This window comes from Arthrobacter sp. 05N425 (assembly GCF_056397125.1).
This window is the reverse complement of the sequence record NZ_JBFTMU010000008.1, coordinates 1-16,968: the sequence shown is the minus strand read 5'-3', so window position 1 is coordinate 16,968 and position 16,968 is coordinate 1. Positions and strand designations below refer to the sequence as shown.

The 16,968-nt window shown below is 69.5% G+C and carries 15 protein-coding genes; 3 read left to right on the top strand and 12 right to left on the bottom strand.

The window, feature by feature from the left end:
- Nucleotides 1–2: 2 nt before the first annotated feature.
- From AC1DGE_RS12045 to tdh, 3 genes are read right to left on the bottom strand one after another with little or no spacing between them, the layout of a single operon-like run.
- Nucleotides 3–1,118, bottom strand: coding sequence for an NAD(P)/FAD-dependent oxidoreductase (locus AC1DGE_RS12045; protein WP_441419510.1), 1,116 nt, complete (start codon nt 1,116–1,118; stop codon nt 3–5).
- Between the two features lie 41 nt (nt 1,119–1,159).
- Nucleotides 1,160–2,365, bottom strand: coding sequence for a glycine C-acetyltransferase (locus tag AC1DGE_RS12040; RefSeq protein WP_476893509.1), 1,206 nt, complete (start codon nt 2,363–2,365; stop codon nt 1,160–1,162).
- Between the two features lie 56 nt (nt 2,366–2,421).
- The gene (gene tdh / locus AC1DGE_RS12035) at nt 2,422–3,468 is read right to left on the bottom strand and encodes an L-threonine 3-dehydrogenase (RefSeq protein WP_476893508.1); all 1,047 of its coding nucleotides are present in this window, start codon (nt 3,466–3,468) and stop codon (nt 2,422–2,424) included.
- Nucleotides 3,469–3,613: 145 nt separating this feature from the next.
- On the opposite strand from tdh, the gene AC1DGE_RS12030 reads away from it, so the two are divergent.
- Complete coding sequence (locus AC1DGE_RS12030) at nt 3,614–4,522, top strand: LysR family transcriptional regulator (protein WP_441419507.1); 909 nt, start codon at nt 3,614–3,616, stop codon at nt 4,520–4,522.
- Nucleotides 4,523–4,525: 3 nt separating this feature from the next.
- On the opposite strand, the gene gatB is transcribed toward AC1DGE_RS12030, so the two are convergent.
- The 4 genes from gatB to AC1DGE_RS12010 form a co-directional block, all read right to left on the bottom strand.
- Nucleotides 4,526–6,031 carry an Asp-tRNA(Asn)/Glu-tRNA(Gln) amidotransferase subunit GatB gene (gatB, locus tag AC1DGE_RS12025; protein ID WP_441419506.1) on the bottom strand — a complete coding sequence of 502 codons (1,506 nt, stop codon included), beginning with the start codon at nt 6,029–6,031 and terminating at the stop codon, nt 4,526–4,528.
- Nucleotides 6,031–7,602 (bottom strand): Asp-tRNA(Asn)/Glu-tRNA(Gln) amidotransferase subunit GatA, encoded by a 1,572-nt coding sequence (gene gatA / locus AC1DGE_RS12020; RefSeq protein ID WP_476917517.1) that lies wholly within the window; start codon nt 7,600–7,602, stop codon nt 6,031–6,033. The genes gatB and gatA overlap by 1 nt, the downstream gene beginning before the upstream one ends.
- A gap of 4 nt (nt 7,603–7,606) precedes the next feature.
- Nucleotides 7,607–7,903: an Asp-tRNA(Asn)/Glu-tRNA(Gln) amidotransferase subunit GatC gene (gene gatC / locus AC1DGE_RS12015; RefSeq protein ID WP_175323093.1), complete on the bottom strand. Its 297-nt coding sequence runs from the start codon at nt 7,901–7,903 to the stop codon at nt 7,607–7,609.
- 139 nt (nt 7,904–8,042) lie between these two features.
- On the bottom strand, nt 8,043–9,509 hold the full coding sequence (locus AC1DGE_RS12010) for a CitMHS family transporter (protein WP_476917516.1): 1,467 nt from the start codon (nt 9,507–9,509) through the stop codon (nt 8,043–8,045).
- A gap of 179 nt (nt 9,510–9,688) precedes the next feature.
- Here AC1DGE_RS12010 and AC1DGE_RS12005 point away from each other — a divergent pair, with 179 nt between their 5' ends.
- Together AC1DGE_RS12005 and AC1DGE_RS12000 are read left to right on the top strand one after the other, a co-directional pair.
- Complete coding sequence (locus AC1DGE_RS12005; protein ID WP_476917515.1) at nt 9,689–11,431, top strand: sensor histidine kinase; 1,743 nt, start codon at nt 9,689–9,691, stop codon at nt 11,429–11,431.
- Entirely contained in the window at nt 11,424–12,095 is a 672-nt protein-coding gene (locus AC1DGE_RS12000) for a response regulator (protein ID WP_441419502.1), read from the top strand. Before AC1DGE_RS12005 ends, AC1DGE_RS12000 begins: the two co-directional genes overlap by 8 nt.
- Nucleotides 12,096–12,115: 20 nt before the next feature.
- Here the strand turns inward: AC1DGE_RS12000 and AC1DGE_RS11995 are convergent, their stop codons facing one another.
- The 5 genes from AC1DGE_RS11995 to AC1DGE_RS11975 all read right to left on the bottom strand — a co-directional run bounded on the left by AC1DGE_RS11995 (nt 12,116) and on the right by AC1DGE_RS11975 (nt 16,917).
- Entirely contained in the window at nt 12,116–12,637 is a 522-nt protein-coding gene (locus AC1DGE_RS11995) for a hypothetical protein (protein WP_476917514.1), read from the bottom strand.
- A 99-nt stretch (nt 12,638–12,736) separates the two neighbouring features.
- Nucleotides 12,737–13,240, bottom strand: a complete 504-nt coding sequence (locus AC1DGE_RS11990; protein ID WP_476917513.1) for a GNAT family N-acetyltransferase — start codon at nt 13,238–13,240, stop codon at nt 12,737–12,739.
- 102 nt (nt 13,241–13,342) lie between these two features.
- The gene (locus AC1DGE_RS11985) at nt 13,343–14,173 is read right to left on the bottom strand and encodes an inositol monophosphatase family protein (protein WP_441419499.1); all 831 of its coding nucleotides are present in this window, start codon (nt 14,171–14,173) and stop codon (nt 13,343–13,345) included.
- Nucleotides 14,170–16,500: an NAD-dependent DNA ligase LigA gene (ligA, locus tag AC1DGE_RS11980; protein ID WP_476917512.1), complete on the bottom strand. Its 2,331-nt coding sequence runs from the start codon at nt 16,498–16,500 to the stop codon at nt 14,170–14,172. The genes AC1DGE_RS11985 and ligA overlap by 4 nt, the downstream gene beginning before the upstream one ends.
- Nucleotides 16,501–16,650: 150 nt before the next feature.
- A complete protein-coding gene (locus AC1DGE_RS11975) occupies nt 16,651–16,917 on the bottom strand; it encodes a hypothetical protein (RefSeq protein WP_476909561.1) in 267 nt (88 codons plus the stop codon).
- Between the last annotated feature and the right edge of the window lie 51 nt (nt 16,918–16,968).

The following is a 16,968-nucleotide window of genomic DNA, read 5'->3' as shown; positions in this document are numbered from 1 at the left end:
CTTCAGCCCCGGATAGACATCCGGGTCGCTGCCAGTGCCGCGGCTGTCCGGGATGCCGGACTGTCGGCCGGGAGCGGCTGTGCCGAACCCTGGCCGGCGAGGATCAGCTCCGCGGCCAGCTCCGCGATGCCGGAGGAGGTCTGGAAGCCGTAGCCGCCCTGCCCGGCGAGCCAGAAGAAGCCGGTGGCCTCGGCGTCGAATCCCACCACGGGGATACCGTCGGAGGCCTCGGTCCGCAGCCCGGTCCACGCCCGGCTGACGCTACCGATCCCCATCGTGGTCACCGTGTTGAGCCGCTCGATCAGCGCCTCGATGTCGCCCGGATACGGCTGGGCGTCCTCGGGGCCGCTGGGCACAGTTTCCGACGGCGAGATCAGCACCTGCCGCCGTCCGTCCGGGCGGAAGTAGAAACTGCCGGCCGACGCCACCATCGGGCAGCCCTGCGGGAGGGGGTGCTCGACGTCGACAATCGCCGCGGTGCGGCGGTAGGGCTGGAGTCCGAGCTTCTCGACGCCGCTGAGCACCGCGAATTCGTCCGCCCAGGCGCCGGCGGCGTTGACCACGACCGCGGCTTCGAAACCTTCCTGCCCGGCGCCGAGCTCCCAGCCGGAACCGAGGCGCTGCGCCGAGTGGACCCGTGCGCCGGTGATGATGTCCACGCCGCCCTCGACGGCCCGCTCGCGGTGGTCCTCCAGCAGCAGGGACGCGTTGCAGGCAAACGAACCGGAGTCCAGGCCGGCGGCCGCGAAGGAGTCCGGTTTGAGCGCGGGGCAGATTTCCAGGGCCTCGGCGTGGCTGATCCGGTGCATAAAGCCGCTTGCCTGCTGCCGGACGGCGTCCTCGTCACCGATCAGCATGAAGCGGCGCGGTGAGAGCACGGGTTCGGGCCGGGTACCCTCCTTGGTGCCGATGAGCTCCAGCGTGCGCATGGTGAGCTCTTGGACCACGGGCGGCCCGTAGCTGGGGATCAGCTGCCGGGCCGAGCGCGCGGAGGTGTGGTAGCCCAGCGATTGCTCGGCTTCGACCAGGGCCACGCTGCATTTGCCGGCGAGGGCGGAGGCCAGGGACAGGCCGGCAATGCCGCCGCCCACGATCACGACATCGTATTTAGCTGACATGCCTCCATCCTTGCACCCGGCGGGAGGTCGCGTCAGTACTTTCAGGCCACCGTCTCGCGGCTGCGGACGAACGCCTGGACGCAGCTCTCGACGTCGTCCGCGCTGTGCGCGGCGGAGAGCTGGACCCTGATGCGGGCGGCGCCCTTCGGCACGACCGGGTAGCTGAAGGCGGTGACGAAGACGCCGTTGGCGAGCATTGCGTCCGCGACCTTCGCCGCCATCACTGCGTCGCCGAACATGACCGGGACGATCGCGTGTTCGCCGTCGAGCAGCTCGAAGCCTTCCTCGCCCATCCGGCGGCGGAAGAGTTCCGCGTTGGCGAAGAGCTTGCTGCGCAGTTCGCCGGAGTTCTCCACCAGGTCCAGGGCCTTCAGCGTGGCGGCGACGATGGCCGGTGCCAGCGAGTTGGAGAACAGGTAGGGGCGTGCCTTCTGGCGGAGCATGGCGATGACTTCGCGCCGGCCAGAGACGTAGCCGCCGGAGGCTCCGCCAAGGGCCTTGCCGAAGGTGCCGGTGTAGATGTCCACCCGGTCCGAGACCCCGGCGTGCTCCGGGGTGCCGGCGCCGGTGGCGCCCATGAAGCCGACGGCGTGCGAGTCGTCCACCATGACCATGGCGTCATACTTTTCGGCGAGGTCGCAGATCGCCTCGAGCGGGGCGAGGAAGCCGTCCATCGAGAAGACGCCGTCGGTGACGATGATCTTGCGGCGGGCCGGGTTCTCCTGAGTGGTGGCCTCGATCAGCCGGGACTCGAGGTCCGCCATGTCCTGGTTGGCGTAGCGGAAGCGCTGGGCCTTGCACAGCCGGATCCCGTCGATGATCGAGGCGTGGTTCAGCGCGTCGGAGATGACGGCGTCTTCCGGGCCGAAGAGCGACTCGAAGACGCCGCCGTTGGCGTCGAAGCAGCTCGAGAACAGGATGGTGTCCTCGGTGCCGAGGAACTTCGACACCCGTGCCTCGAGGGCCAGGTGCAGGTCCTGGGTGCCGCAGATGAAGCGCACGCTGGCCATGCCGAAGCCGCGTTCGTCCATGGCCTCCTTGGCGGCTGCGATGATCTCGGGGTGGTCCGCGAGGCCGAGGTAGTTGTTGGCGCAGAAGTTCAGCACCTCCGAGCTGCCCTGGCCGAGCTGGCCCGCCTTGATGTGGCTGGCCTGCGGGGAATCGATGTGCCGTTCGGTCTTGAACAGGCCGGCACCGCGGATCTCGTCGAGTTCGTGCTGCAGCTGGTCCTTGATGGCTGAATACATGGGGTGCGCTCCTGTGCAGGGGTGAATTTTTGTACGGTACCGGAAACGGGCGGGGGCTAGAAGACGGTCCAGTCGAGGACGACTTTGCCGCCGACGCCGGCGCGGGCGATCTCGAAGCCCTTCTCCCAGTCCGAGGCGGGCAGCGTATCGGTGACCACGGCGGAAATGTTCGCGTGCAGCACCGGGTTGGAGGACAGCATGGCGCTCATGGCATACCAGGTCTCGAACATCTCTCGGCCGTAGATGCCTTTCATGGTCAGCATGTGCGTGACCACTTTGCCCCAGTCGATGTCGATGGACTGGCTGGGCAGCCCCAGCATCGCGATCCGGCCGCCGTGGTTCATGTTGTCGATCATCTCAGGCAGCGCCGTGGGGTGCCCGGACATTTCCATGCCGATGTCGAAGCCTTCCCGCATGCCCAGTTCGCGCTGGCCGTCCTTGACCCGCATCCGGGAGACGTCGATCGCGAGGTCGACGCCGAGCCGGCGGGCCAGTTCCAGGCGCGGGGCGGAGACGTCGGTGATGGCGATCTTGCGTGCCCCGGCGTGGCGGGCGACGGCGATCGCCATCAGGCCGATGGGTCCGGCGCCGGTGATGAGCACGTCCTCGCCCACCAGCGGGAAGCTGAGCGCGGTGTGCACGGCGTTGCCGAACGGGTCGAAGATGGCGCCGAGCTCCGGGGTCACGGACGGATCGTGGTGGACCCAGACGTTGGTTTCCGGGATGACGACGTACTCTGCGAACGCTCCGTCGCGCTGGACGCCGACGCTGACGGTGTTGATGCACATCTGCTTGCGGCCGGCGCGGCAGTTGCGGCAGATGCCGCAGACGATGTGGCCCTCGCCGGAAACCCGGTCGCCGACCTTGACGTCCATGACGTCCTCGCCGATCTCCACGACTTCACCGTAGAACTCGTGGCCGGCGATCAGCGGCGCGTTGATGATGCCCTGCGCCCAGGCGTCCCACGACTGGATGTGCAGGTCGGTGCCGCAGATTCCGGTGGTCATGACGCGGATCTTGACGTCCCCGGCCCCGGTCTCCGGCTCCGGGCGGTCGACCAGTTCGAATCCCGCGTGGGCGCCGGACTTGTAGAGAGCCTTCATGGGCCTGCCTAACTGTGCTGGCCGCTCCGGGACGGGAGCGGTGGTGTGGGACAACTCACCTCATTAGACCCGGCGGAAAGCATTAGCACAACCGGATTTTTCTCAATCGACGATTTAGCGCTGGCTTAGCTCTAGGATGGTGGCCATGGAAATTCACCAGCTCGAAATGCTCCGCGAACTCGGCGCCCTGGGCAGCGTCAAGGCCGTCGCGGAAACGCTTCTGGTCACGCCCTCGGCGGTGTCCCAGCAGTTGGCCGCCCTGCAGAAGTCGGTGGACGTGCCGCTGACCCGGAAGGAGGGCCGGAACCTGGTCCTCACCGAGGCCGGCCAGGTGCTCGCAGACGCCGGGGCCGCCGTCGTGAGCGCGATGGCGGACGCCAGGACGGCGATCGGCGCGTACCACGGCTCGCCGGTGGCGCCGGTGTCCCTGAGCGGGTTCCACAGCGCCGGCCAGGCCTTGTTCGCGCCGCTGGCCCGGCTGCTGGCCGGACCCGGGCAGCCGAGGATCCAGCTCTCCGACGAGGACGTGGCCCAGCAGGACTTCCCGGCGCTGACCGCCCGGTATGACCTGGTCCTCGCGCACCGGATGGACCACAGCCCGCGGTGGCCCCAGGAGCGGGTGGCGGTGATCCCGCTCGCGCACGAGCCGCTGGACGTGGCGCTGCCGGCCGGGCACCGGCTCGCCGGGCAGCGGGCGGTGACGGCCGACGACGTCGTTGGCGAACCCTGGGTGACGAGCCACACCGGCTACTCCCCCGCCGACGTGCTCTCCGCCGTCGCGGCCGTATCCAGCCGCGAGCTGAACATCGTGCACCGGATCAATGACTACTCCACGGTGGCGGCGCTGGTGGCGACCGGGAGCGTGATCGGGCTGCTGCCCCGGCACACCGCGCGCCCTGTGCTCAACCCGGAGATCGTGCTCAGGCCGCTGGAGGGGATCAGCACCCGGCGCCGGATCGACATCCTGGCCCGGCCGGAGAACCTTAAACGCAAATCGGTCATGATGGTCTGCGAAGCGCTGCAGACCATCATGACCGATCTAGTGGGCGGCTAGGGCCTAGCCTTCGACGCCGAGGCGCTGCAGGATCAGCTCCTTGACGCGGCCGGCGTCGGCCTGCCCGCGGGTGGCTTTCATGACGCCGCCGACGATCGCGCCGATCGCCTGGAGCTTGCCGGCGCGGATCTTGTCCGCGACTCCGGGCTGCGCGGCGAGGACCGCGTCGATGGCTTCGAGCAGCGGGCCGTCGTCGGAGACCACGGCGAGGCCGCGCTTCTCGACGATTTCCGCCGGGGTGCCCTCGCCGGCGAGGACGCCGTCCAGGACCTCGGAGGCCATCTTGTTGTTGATCTTGCCGTCCTCGACCATCTGGTTCAGTTCCACGATGGTGGCCGGGGCGACGCCGAGCTGGCCGGGGTCGACGTCGGCGTTCTTGGCGCGTCCGACGATCTCGCCCATCCACCACTTGCGGGCCACGGTGGCGGTGGCGCCGGCGGCGATGGTTTCCTCGATCTCGTCCATCACGCCGGCGTTGACGACGTCGCGGAACTCCAGGTCGGAGTAGCCCCAGTCGGCCTGCAGGCGCTTGCGGCGGGCGGCCGGCGGCTCCGGCAGCGTGGCCCGGAGCTCCTCGACCCACTCGCGCGACGCGACGATCGGCACCAGGTCCGGTTCCGGGAAGTAGCGGTAGTCGTCGGCGTCGGACTTGGGCCGGCCCGAGGTGGTGGAGCGGGTGTCCTCGTGCCAGTGCCGGGTCTCCTGGATGACCGGCTGGCCGGACTCCAGCACGGCGGCGTGCCGCTGGATCTCGTACCGGACGGCGTGTTCGACGGCGCGCAGGGAGTTGACGTTCTTGGTCTCGGAACGGATGCCGAAGCGTTCGCGGCCGTGCGGGCGGAGTGAGACGTTCGCGTCGCAGCGGACGTTGCCGCGTTCCATCTTGGCGTCCGAGACGCCGAGGTTCTTGACGATTTCCCGGACCGCGGCGACGTAGGCCTTGGCCAGCTCGGGCGCGCGGCTGCCGGCGCCCTCGATCGGCTTGGTGACGATCTCGACCAGCGGCACGCCGGAGCGGTTGTAGTCCACGAGCGAGTAGTCCGCGCCCTGGATGCGGCCGGCGGCGCCGCCCATGTGGGTGAGCTTGCCTGCGTCCTCCTCCATGTGGGCGCGTTCGATCTCGACCCGGAACACGGTGCCGTCGGAGAGTTCGATGTCCAGGTAGCCGTCGTACGCGATCGGCTCGTCGTACTGGGAGGTCTGGAAGTTCTTCGGGGTGTCCGGGTAGAAGTAGTTTTTCCGGGCGAAGCGGCAGGTCTCGGCGATCTTGCAGTTCAGCGCCAGGCCGATCTTGATCGAGGATTCGATCGCGGTCTTGTTCACCACGGGCAGCACGCCGGGCATGCCAAGGTCCACCTCGTTGACGTTGGTGTTCGGTTCGTCGCCGAAGACGTTCGGGGCGGAGGAGAACATCTTGGTCTTGGTGTTGAGTTCGACGTGGACCTCGAAGCCCAGGACGGGGTCGTACTTCTCCATCGCCTCTTCGAAGCTGAGGGTTGCGTCAGTCATTAGTGTGAACCTCCGTGGCTCGAAGCGGCAGCGTCAGAAAGGGCGGAGCCCGTCAGGGAAGGGGCCTTGTCCAGCAGCGGGCCGCCCCACTGCGCCTCAAGCAGCGACTCGAGCACGGCGCCGACACGGTACAGCCGGGCATCCTGGCGCGCCGGGGCGAGCAGCTGGACGCCCACCGGCAGTCCGTCCTCGTCGGCGAGGCCGCCGGGCAGGGAAAGCCCTGGGACGCCGGCCATGTTGGCCGGGATCGTGGCGACGTCGTTGAGGTACATCGCGAGCGGGTCGTTGAGCTTCTCGCCGAGCTTGAAGGCCGTGGTCGGCGCCGTCGGGGAGATCAGCACGTCGGCCTGGGCGAACGCGGCGTCGAAGTCGCGCTGGATCAGGGTGCGCACCTTCTGGGCCGAGCCGTAGTAGGCGTCGTAGTAGCCGGCGCTGAGGGCGTAGGTGCCCAGGATGATGCGGCGCTTGACCTCGTCGCCGAAGCCGGCAGCGCGGGTGGCTCCCATGACGCGTTCGATCGTCAGCGGGCCCTCTGCGGGCAGCGCCCGCAGGCCGAACCGGACGCCGTCGAACTTGGCCAGGTTGGAGGAGGCCTCGGAGGGCATGATCAGGTAGTAGGCGCCCAGCGCGTACTTGAAGTTGGGGCAGGAGACCTCGACGATCTCGGCGCCGGCGCCCTTGAGCAGCTCCAGCGCCTCGTTGAAGCGGTTTTCGACGCCGGCCTGGTAACCCTCGCCGTGGAGTTCCTTGATGATGCCGATCTTCATGCCCTCGACGTTGCCGGTCCGGGCCGCGGCCACGAGGTCCTCGAGCGGGTCCGGCAGTGAGGTGGAGTCGCGCGGGTCGTGGCCGCCGATCACCTGGTGCAGCAGGGCCGAGTCCAGCACGGTGCGGGAGACCGGGCCGATCTGGTCCAGCGAGGAGGCCATCGCGATGGCGCCGTAGCGGGAGACGCCGCCGTAGGTGGGCTTCACGCCGACGGTGCCGGTGACGGCGCCGGGCTGGCGGATGGACCCGCCGGTGTCCGTGCCGAGCGCGAGCGGGGCTTCGAAGGCCGCGACGGCGGCAGCGGAACCGCCGCCGGAGCCGCCCGGGATGCGCTCCAGGTCCCAGGGGTTGTGGGTGGGGCCGAACGCGGAGTGCTCGGTGGAGGAGCCCATGGCGAACTCGTCCAGGTTGGTCTTGCCCAGGATCGGCATCTTGGCGGCGCGAAGGCGCTCCACCACGGTTGCGTCGTAGGGGCTGTGCCAGCCTTCGAGGATCTTGGAGCCGGCGGTGGTGGGCTGGCCGATGGTGACGATCAGGTCCTTGACCGCGATCGGGACGCCGGCGAGCACGTGCAGCTCTTCGGCAGCGGCGCCGCCGGCGGCGCGGATCGCGTCCACCTCGGCGGCGACGGCGAGGGCTTCCTCGGCGTTGACGTGCAGGAAGGCGTGGACCTGGCCGTCGACGGCGGCGATCCGGTCCAGGTGCGCCTGGGTGACCTCGACGGCGGTGACCTCGCGCGCAGCGAGCTTCTCGGCGAGCGCGGCCGCGGAGAGGCGGAACAGCTCGGGGGTGGTTTCAGTCATGGTCTTAGTCCTCATCCAGGATTGCCGGGACCTTGAAGCGGCCCTCATACGCGTCGGGGGCTCCGGAAAGTGCCTGCTCGGCCGTGAAGGTGTGGCCCACAACGTCCTCGCGGAACACGTTGGTCAGCGGGATCGGGTGGGATGTGGCCGGGACGTCATCACCGGCGGCTTCACTGACGGACTTAACCGAATCGACGATGACGGCGAGTTCGCCGGCCATCCTGTCCAGCTCTTCAGCACTCATCTCGATGTGCGCGAGACGCGCGAGATGCGCGACGTCGTCGCGGTTGATCGCAGCCATGGATCTCCCCTGCAAGTTCGGATTATTTTCCGTCCCAGTCTACGTGGGTTGAACTGCTGTTACCGTCGGACGCCGAGATGACAGTTCGCGGCAATGTTTTGTGCAAACACTGCCGCGAACTGTCATCTCGTGCGGTTTGTCAGCCGATGCCGATGGCTCCGGTGAGCACCCCTACTCCCAGCATGACCAGGGAGATCACGGCGGTGCGCCAGAGGACCTTCTTGTGGTGGTCGCCCAGGTCCACCTTGGCCAGGGAGACCAGGAGCAGGATGGCCGGCACCAGCGGGCTCTGCAGGTGGAAGGGCTGGCCGGTGATCGAGGCGCGGGCCATGTCCGCGGCGCCGACGCCGTAGTGGGCGGCCGTTTCGCTCAAGACCGGCAGGACGCCGAAGTAGAAGGCGTCGTTGCTCATGAAGAACGTCATCGGGATGCTCAGGACGCCGGTGATGACGGCCATGAACGGGCCCATGTCGGCCGGGATGATCGCCACGAGCCATTCGGACATGGCTTTGACCATGCCGGTGCCGTTGAGGACACCGGTGAGGACCGCGGCGGCCATGACCATGCTGACGACGGCGACGATCGAGGGTGCGTGCGCGATCAGCTGGGCGCTCTGGTCCTTGACCTTGGGGAAGTTGACCAGCAGAGCGACGGCGGCGCCCACCATGAAGACGAACGGCAGCGGAATGATGTTGGCGACGAGTGTCACCATCACGGCGACCGTCAGACCCAGGTTGAACCAGAAGAGCTGGGGACGCAGGGTCTTGCGGTTGGGATCCAGCGCGGTGTCCGCCATGGCGGAGTCGCGCTCGTCGACGAGGTCTTCGGTGCGCTCCAGCACGGCGACGGCGGACCCGCCGCCGGCGGCGGGGGCTCCCCCGGCGGGGCCGGTGACCTTGCGTCCGGAGCCGAAGCGGCCGGTGCCGCCGGCTGCACCGGCGCCGGCTCCGCCGTCGAACTGACCGCCCTCGGCCCAGATCTCCGGGGCCACGGTACGCAGCCGGTTGCGTTCCTGCAGGCCCAGCAGCCAGGCGAAGACAAACACGATGACGAGGCCCGCGACCAGCGAGGGGATCATCGGGACGAAGACGTCGGAGACGCTGATCTTCAGCGCGGAGGCGGCGCGGGCGGTCGGTCCGCCCCAGGGCAGGATGTTCATGGTGCCGTTGGCCAGGCCGGCCACGCAGGTGAGGACCACGGGGCTCATCTTCAGCCGCAGGTAGACCGGGAGCATGGCGGCGGTGGTGAGGATGAAGGTGGTGGAGCCGTCGCCGTCGAGCGAGACCGCCGCGGCGAGGATCGCGGTGCCCAGGACCACCTTGGCCGGGTCGTTGCCGAGCTTGCGCAGGATGAACCGGACCAGCGGGTCAAAGAGCCCGACGTCGATCATCAGGCCGAAGTAGATGATGGCGAACATCAGCAGCGCGGCCGTGGACGTCATCGACTTCATCGAGTCGAGCACCATGGGGCCGATGCCCAGGCCGGCGCCGGCGAACAGTCCAAAAACGGTGGGGACGATGATGAGCGCCAGTACCGGCGTCAGCTTCTTCGTCATGATCAGCACCATGAAGACCGCAATCATGGCGAATCCAAGTAATACCAGCACGGCCGGCTCCTTCTTCTGTGTTCCGCACCACTCCGCTGTGATGCGCACTACAGACGTTAGGGTGGCGTGCGTCACGGGAGTGCCTTTGCCTCAATTGATTGGCATACTGCTTGTTGGACGCATTTTGCGCATTTTGCTCACAGCTGYTGAAGTCACCGGATCATCGAAGGAGGGCCGCCGTGGGAGCCCTCAAACGCCGCCCTCCCCTGCGGTTCACGACCCAGACCCTGCTGCTCCAGCTCGGCGTGGTGGCCCTCGTGGTGCTGCTCAGCAGCGCCGTGCACGCCTGGCTGACGTACGAGCGGCTGGGCCGCGAGGCGGAGAACCAGGCACTGACCCTGGCCCGCACGGTGGCGTCGGACCCGGCGGTCCGGGCCGAGGTGCAGCAGATCAGCGCACGGCCCGGCACTCCCCCGCCCGCGGAGCTCCTCGCCGGCCCGCTGATGGCCGCCGCGGAGGGCGCCCGGGCGCGCACCGGCGCGCTGTTCGTCGTCGTCACCGACGAGACCGGACTGCGGCTGGCGCATCCCGACGCCGACCGGCTGGGCCAACGGGTCAGTACCGATCCCTCCGAGGCGCTCTCCGGCAAGGAGGTCACCACCCGGAACACCGGCACCCTGGGCCCCTCGGCCGGCGCCAAGGTCCCGGTCTTCGCGCCGGGCTCGTCCGCCGTGGTGGGCGAGGTCAGCGTGGGCTACTCCACCGAGACCATCGGCCAGAGCCTCGCCCGCGACATCGTCCCGATCGCACTGACGGCGGCCGGCGCGCTGCTGGCCGGCACCCTCGTCTCGTTCCTGCTGCGGCACCGGCTCCGCCGGCTGACCCTGGGGCTGGAACCGGAGGAAATCAGCACCCTGGTCCACGACCAGGTGGCGGTCCTGCAGGGCGTGGACGACGGCGTGATCGGCGTGTCCGCCGACGGCCGGATCAGCGTCTTCAACGCCGCGGCCCGGCGGATGCTGGCCCAGCCGGACCTGGCCGGAACCAGCTGGGCGGCGGCGCCGGTGCCCGTACCGCTCAAGGCCCTGACCAGGCCGGACGCCGCCGAGGGCGACGCCGTGGAGTTCCTGGCCGGCGGCCGCGTGCTGGTGGCGAGCGCCCGCAAGGCCCTGCACGGCCGGGAGGACCTGGGCTGGGTGGTCATGCTCCGGGACCGGACCGAGCTCCAGCAGCTCACCCGCCAGCTCGATGCCGTTGGGACCATGTCCACCGCCCTGCGCGCCCAACGCCACGAGTTCGCCAACCAGCTGCACACGATCGCCGGCTTCATGAGCATCGGGCAGCACCAGCAAGCGCGCGACTACCTGGCCCGGCTGGCGGCCACCGGGCCGTTGAAGTTCCCGGTGGAACAGGCCGAGCTGCTGCAGGACCCCTACCTGCAGGCGTTCCTGGGCGCCAAGGGTGTGGAAGCCGACGAGCGCGGCGTCAGCCTGCGGCTCGGCCCCGAAACCCTGGTCCGCGGCCACGTCATCGAGCCGCAGGAGGTCACCACCGTGCTGGGCAACCTGATCGACAACGCCGTGAACGCCGCGGTCGCCGGCGCCGCGGCCGACCGCTGGGTGGAAGTCGAGGTGCTGGACGCACCCGGCGACGGCGGGGCCGCCGGCACCCTGCACATCATCGTGGGCGACTCCGGCGACGGCCTGCCCGGCGGCGGCGACGGTTTCACGGCTGCCGGCGGCGGCGGTGCCGACGGCGGTGCGGAAGACGTTTTTGCCGAGGGTTTCACCACCTCGGGGCAACCCGCCCGGGCCGGTGCCGGGCAGGGCCTGGGGCTGGCCCTGGCCCGGCAGCTGGCCCGGCGCCGCGGCGGTGACGTGACGGTGCTGGAGCGGGGTGCGCCCGGCGGGCCGGGAGCCGTGTTCATGGCGACCCTCCCCGGGACCATCGCCGACTCGACCGAAGGAGACAACGATGTCTGAAGATTTCCGGGTGCTGATTGTGGACGACGACTTCCACGTCGCCAAGCTCCACGCGGCCTATGTGGATTCCGTGGCGGGCTTCCTGGCGCTGGCGCCCGCCGGGTCGGCGTCGCAGGCCCTGCAGTCCATCCACAGCCTCCGCCCGGACCTGGTGCTGCTGGACGTGTACCTGCCGGACGCCTCCGGGCTGGACCTGCTGCACCAGCTGGATGTGGACACCATGATCCTCAGCGCCGCCTCGGATGCGGCGTCAATCCGGGTCGCCTTCCGGCGCGGTGCCCTGGGCTACCTGCTCAAGCCGTTCACGGCCGAGTCGCTCTCCCAGCAATTGCGCTCCTACGCGCGCTACCGCCGCATCCTGGCCCAGCCGGGGAACCTCACGCAGGAGACGGTGGAACGGGCCAAGCGCGCCCTCATCCCGGGCGACGTCACGGCCTCCGCGCGGCCGCGGTCCGCCACGGAGGCGGCGGTGCTGGAATCGCTGGAACCCGGGGAACAGTATTCGGCGGCGGAAGTGGCCGCCCGCGTGGGCGTCTCCCGGGCCACCGCGCAGCGTTACCTCTCCTCGCTGGCGGACGACGGGGCCGTCGACATCCAGCTGCGCTACGGCACGACGGGCCGCCCGGAGCACCGCTACGGGGTGCCCGCGCTCCCCGGCCGCTAGGAACTCCCTCGACCGGCCGCTCAGCCGGTGATGCTGCGTCCCCTGCGGAAGGCGTTGCGGCGGGCGTGTTCGTGCACGCGGCCCAGGGCTTCGATCTGCGCGTGCCCCTCGGCGGTGAGATCGGCAAATCTGGCGGGATCGAGACCGAGTTCCGGCGCCAGTTCCTCCAGCGTCTGCCAGCCGCCGATCTTGGCCAGGACGGCGGCGCGCATCAGTTCGGATTCCAGCACCAGGGTCATGGGCGAACGGCTCAGCAGCCGGCCGTTGAGCTTGAGCCGGCCCGCATGTTCCGCGAGCCATGCCGCAGCCTGGCGGTGCGGGCGGGTGCGGACGCCCAGCTCGCGGAGCAGGCTGCGGAGCAGCTCGCGCTCGCGGCGGATCTCCGCGGCCACGGTGGCGAGCTCGGTGTGGACCGGGGTATCCGTGAAGTCCTTGACCATCCGCTCGATGCGGCCCAGTCCGGCGGTGGCGCCGGTCAGGTGGTCGGACAGATAGAGGCCGAGCAACTTCTCGTCGATGGTGTCGGGGATGTGCGGTGCCATGGATCCTCCAGCCGTACTCGTGCTGTTTTTCCAGCGTGGGTTTGCGGTGGTGTGCTGGCTGCAACCCTACCCTGAGCGGTCCGAAGCTAGGGGCTGGTTCTAGAGGTCGAGGCGGTAGACGAGCAGTTTGATGTCCGTGCCCGGGACGAACCAGTCGCGCTCGGGGACACGCTGGAAGCCGGTCTTCCGGTACAGGCCGTGGGCGCTTTCCCAGGTCCGGCCGGTGGTGAGGGCGACGCCGGTGATGCCCGGCAGGGACCTGGCGTGCTCGATGATGGCCTGCACCATGGCTTTGCCGGCGCCGCTGCGCTGCACCGCGGGGTCCACCACGAGCATCCGGAACTCCAGCTCGTCCGTCCGGGCGATGTCTGCGTAGGGCTCCCCCGCGACGGCGAGGGTCACCGAACCGACAATCCGGCCGGCGCGCTCCGCCACCCAGATGGTCGCGTTGCCGTGCCGCTGGGCGACCCGCTGGATTTCCTGCATGTACGGGTGGTCCGCGTCCTCAAAGTGGCCCGCGGCCAGGTAGGCGTCCCGGGTGATGCGGGCGACGGCGTCGTAATCGGCCGGGACGGCGGGGCGAATGAGGATCTGCGAATGCACCTGTCTATGGTACGGGCGCCCGCGCAGGGTCAGGGACCAACGGGCGGTTTCCGTGACTGAACTATCAGGCGCCGGGCCGGCTGCGCCAGCCCGGACGTGCCGTCAGAGCGGGAACTTGCCGGAGAGCTCCAGGGGCCCCGCGCAGGTCCATGCCGCGAGCCGCTCGTCGTCGGAGGGCCCGCCGTCGAGCACGCTGGTCAGCCGGGGACGGCGCACCCAGCAGCCGGCCTCCTCGGCGATCAGGGCGCCGGCGGCGAAGTCGTGTTCGTTGAGTCCGCGTTCGCCGTAGGCATCGTGCGTGCCGTCCGCCACCAGGCAGAGATCCAGCGCCGCGGATCCCAGCCGGCGGACGTCCGCGAAGCCGTCCATAAGGCCGCCCAGCGCGGAAGCCTGTTCGGCCCGGACGCCCCTGTCGTAGCTGAAGCCCGTCGCCAGGATCTGGCCGGTCCGGCCCGGCACCGGTCCGTAGAGCTGCGAGCGCTGCCCGCTCTCCTCGAGCCAGGCGCCGTGGCCGCGGGAGGCATAGTAGACGCGCCCCAGCGCGGGCGCGTGGACGACGCCGGCCAGCCAGGCGCCGTCCGGGCCGGCCACTGCCACCGAGGTTCCGTAGTAGACGATGTTGCGGATGAAGTTGGTGGTGCCGTCGAGCGGGTCGATCGACCAGCGGAAACCGCTGGAGTTCGCGGGCAGCACGGTGCCGCCCTCCTCGCCGGTGATCGCGTCCTCCGGCCGGGCCCGGGTGATGACCTCGCGGACGGCGGCCTCGGACGCGAGGTCGAAGGAGGTCACCCAGTCCCCCGAATCACCCTTGTTGCTCACGCCCAGCGCGGCGGCACTCCGGCCGGCCAGCACCGCGGCGCCCGCGGCAGCCGCCTCCAGCGCCAGTTCCAGGAACGCGGCCGGCGCGGGAAATTCTTCCGGGCCGGAGCTCACTCGCCCGCCTCCTGGTGGTCTTCGCCGTCACTCCCGGCGCCGCCGTCGCCGTCGTCGCCCGAGCCGGCGTCGCCGTCGTCGCCCGAGCCGGCGTCGCCGCCCGAGCCGGCGTCGTCGCCGAGCCCGGCCGGGCCGTTAGCGAGCAGCGCGCGGAAGCCGTCCTCATCCAGGACCGGCAGGCCCAGCTGTTCCGCCTTGTCCAGCTTGGTGCCCGCGTTCTCACCGGCCACCACGTAGCTGGTGTTCTTGGAGACCGATCCGGCAGCCTTGCCGCCGCGGACCAAAATCGCTTCCTTGGCCTCGTCCCGGCTGAAGCCCTCCAGGCTGCCGGTGACCACAACGGTCAGGCCCTCCAGGGTGCGCGGGGTCGACTCGTCGCGCTCGTCCTCCATCCGGACTCCGTCGGCGGCCCAGGTGTCCACGATTTCACGGTGCCAGTCTTCGGCGAACCATTCCTTGAGCGCGACGGCGATCACCGGCCCCACGCCGTCGACGTTGGCCAGTTCCTCCTCGGAGGCCTGGCGGATGGCATCCATGGTTCCGAAGGCGGTGGCCAGTGCACGCGACGCCCGCGGTCCCACGTGGCGGATGGACAGCGCCACCAGGACGCGCCAGAGCGGCTGGGTCTTGGCCTTTTCGAGTTCGTTGAAGAGCTTCTCGGTGGTGGCGGTCGGCTTGGACGGGACCTTGGCCGTGCCCTTGGTGTAGAAGTACGGCACCAGCTCGAACTCGCCGGTCGCCACGCCCTTGGAGCGCTTTTCGCGGCGGATCCGGACCCCGGCAAGGTCCTCGGGCGTGAGCCGGAACAGGTTCGCCTCCGTGGTGAGCGGTGCGACGTCGGGCTCGGCCGGCTGGGTCAGGGCGATCGCCGCTTCCCAACCGAGGGCCTCGATGTCGAAGGCGCCGCGGCCGGCCAGGTGGAAGACGCGTTCGCGCAGCTGCGCCGGGCAGGACCGGGCATTGGGGCAGCGGATGTCGACGTCGCCTTCCTTGGCCGGTGCGAGCGGTGTGCCGCAGGCGGGGCATTCGGTGGGCATGACGAAGTCGCGCACCGGCGGGTCCTGGGCGTCGCGGAGGGCCAGCACGGGCCCGACGATTTCCGGGATGACGTCCCCGGCCTTGCGCAGCACCACGATGTCGCCGATCTTGACGCCCTTGGCCTTGACGACCTCCTGGTTGTGCAGGGTGGCCATTTCCACCGTGGAGCCGGCCACCTTGACCGGCACCATCACGCCGTAGGGGGTGACGCGGCCGGTGCGGCCCACGTTGACGGCGATATCGAGCAGCTTGGTGTTGACCTCTTCCGGCGGGTACTTGTAGGCCACGGCCCAGCGAGGGACCCGGGAGGTGTAGCCGAGGGCGCGCTGGGTGGCGAAGTCGTCCACCTTGACCACGATGCCGTCGATCTCATGGCTGAGGCTGTGCCGTTTGTCTCCGTAGCGCCGGATGAAGTCCAGCACTTCCGTCAGGCCGGGCAGCACCTCGAAGTACGGGCTGGTGGGCAGCCCCCAGTCGGCGAGTTGGCGGTAGGTGTCCGACTGGCTGACGGTTTCGAGGCCCTCGCGGGCGCCGATGCCGTGCACGTACATCTTGAGCGGCCGCTTGGCGGTCTCCGCCGGGTCCTTCTGCCGCAGCGAGCCGGCGGCGGCGTTGCGCGGGTTGGCCAGCGGCGCCTTGCCGGCCTCGATCAGCGCCTCGTTGAATTCCGCGAACGCCTTGGACGGGATGAAGACCTCGCCGCGGATCTCCATCTCGGCCGGGAAGTTCCCGCCCTTGAGCTGCTGCGGGATTTCCTTGATGGTCAGGACGTTGTGGGTGATGTCTTCCCCGGTGAAGCCGTCGCCGCGGGTGGCCGCGCGGACGAGCACGCCGTCGCGGTAGAGCAGGTTCACGGCCAGGCCGTCGATCTTGAGTTCGGTGAGCCACGACGGCGGGTTGCCGCCGTTACCGAGCTTGGCGACGCCGGCCTCGGCCTTGGCGATCCAGGCCTCCAGCTCTTCGAGCGAGAACACGTCCTCGAGGCTGTACATCCGGGTCAGGTGTTCGACGGCGGCGAAGGCGGCGGAGACTTCGCCGCCCACCTCCTGGGTGGGCGAATCGTTGGCGACCAGTTCGGGGTGCATGGCCTCGATGGTCTCCAGCCGCCGGAAGAGCTCGTCGAACTCGGCGTCGGAGATGATCGGGGCGTCCTCCTGGTAGTACGCAAAGCGGTGCTTGCGGACCTCCTCGACCAGTTCTTCATACTCGGCGCGGATGGCCTCCGAGGGGACCAGTTCCCCGGCCGGGCTGAGGGTTTCGGTATCTGCTGCTGTCTTCCCTGTGCTCACAGACCTATCCTGCCCTAGATCCCGGACATTGTCCGGTCAGGAGCGGGTCCGGGCGGCGCAGCCTGCCGGTGCCCGGCGGCTTTGGGCGGGCCGCTTTAAACGATCAGCCCGGACGCGGTTGCGTCCGGGCTGATCTGGAGAGGATTCCGGCTAGCGCGAGGAGGCGCTTTCCTGCTCGGTGGCGTTGCGGTTGGCCTGCTGGCTGGCCTGCTGCAGCGCCTGGGACACCCGGGTGAGCGCGGCAACGTGCTCGCCGTTCCACTCGTTGCGGAACTTCTCCGCGTCCGGGCCCAGCCACTGGGTACCGGCCAGGACCTTGGTCAGCATCGACCTCTGGTTGTCGATCTCCTGAGAACCGGCCTGCAGCTTCGTCCCAAGAGTCTTGAGCTGAGCAACATCTGCACCCCAAATAGCCATTCGAAAAAACTCCTTAGTTCACCGGACCCGAAACTCTCGGCATCCCCAGCG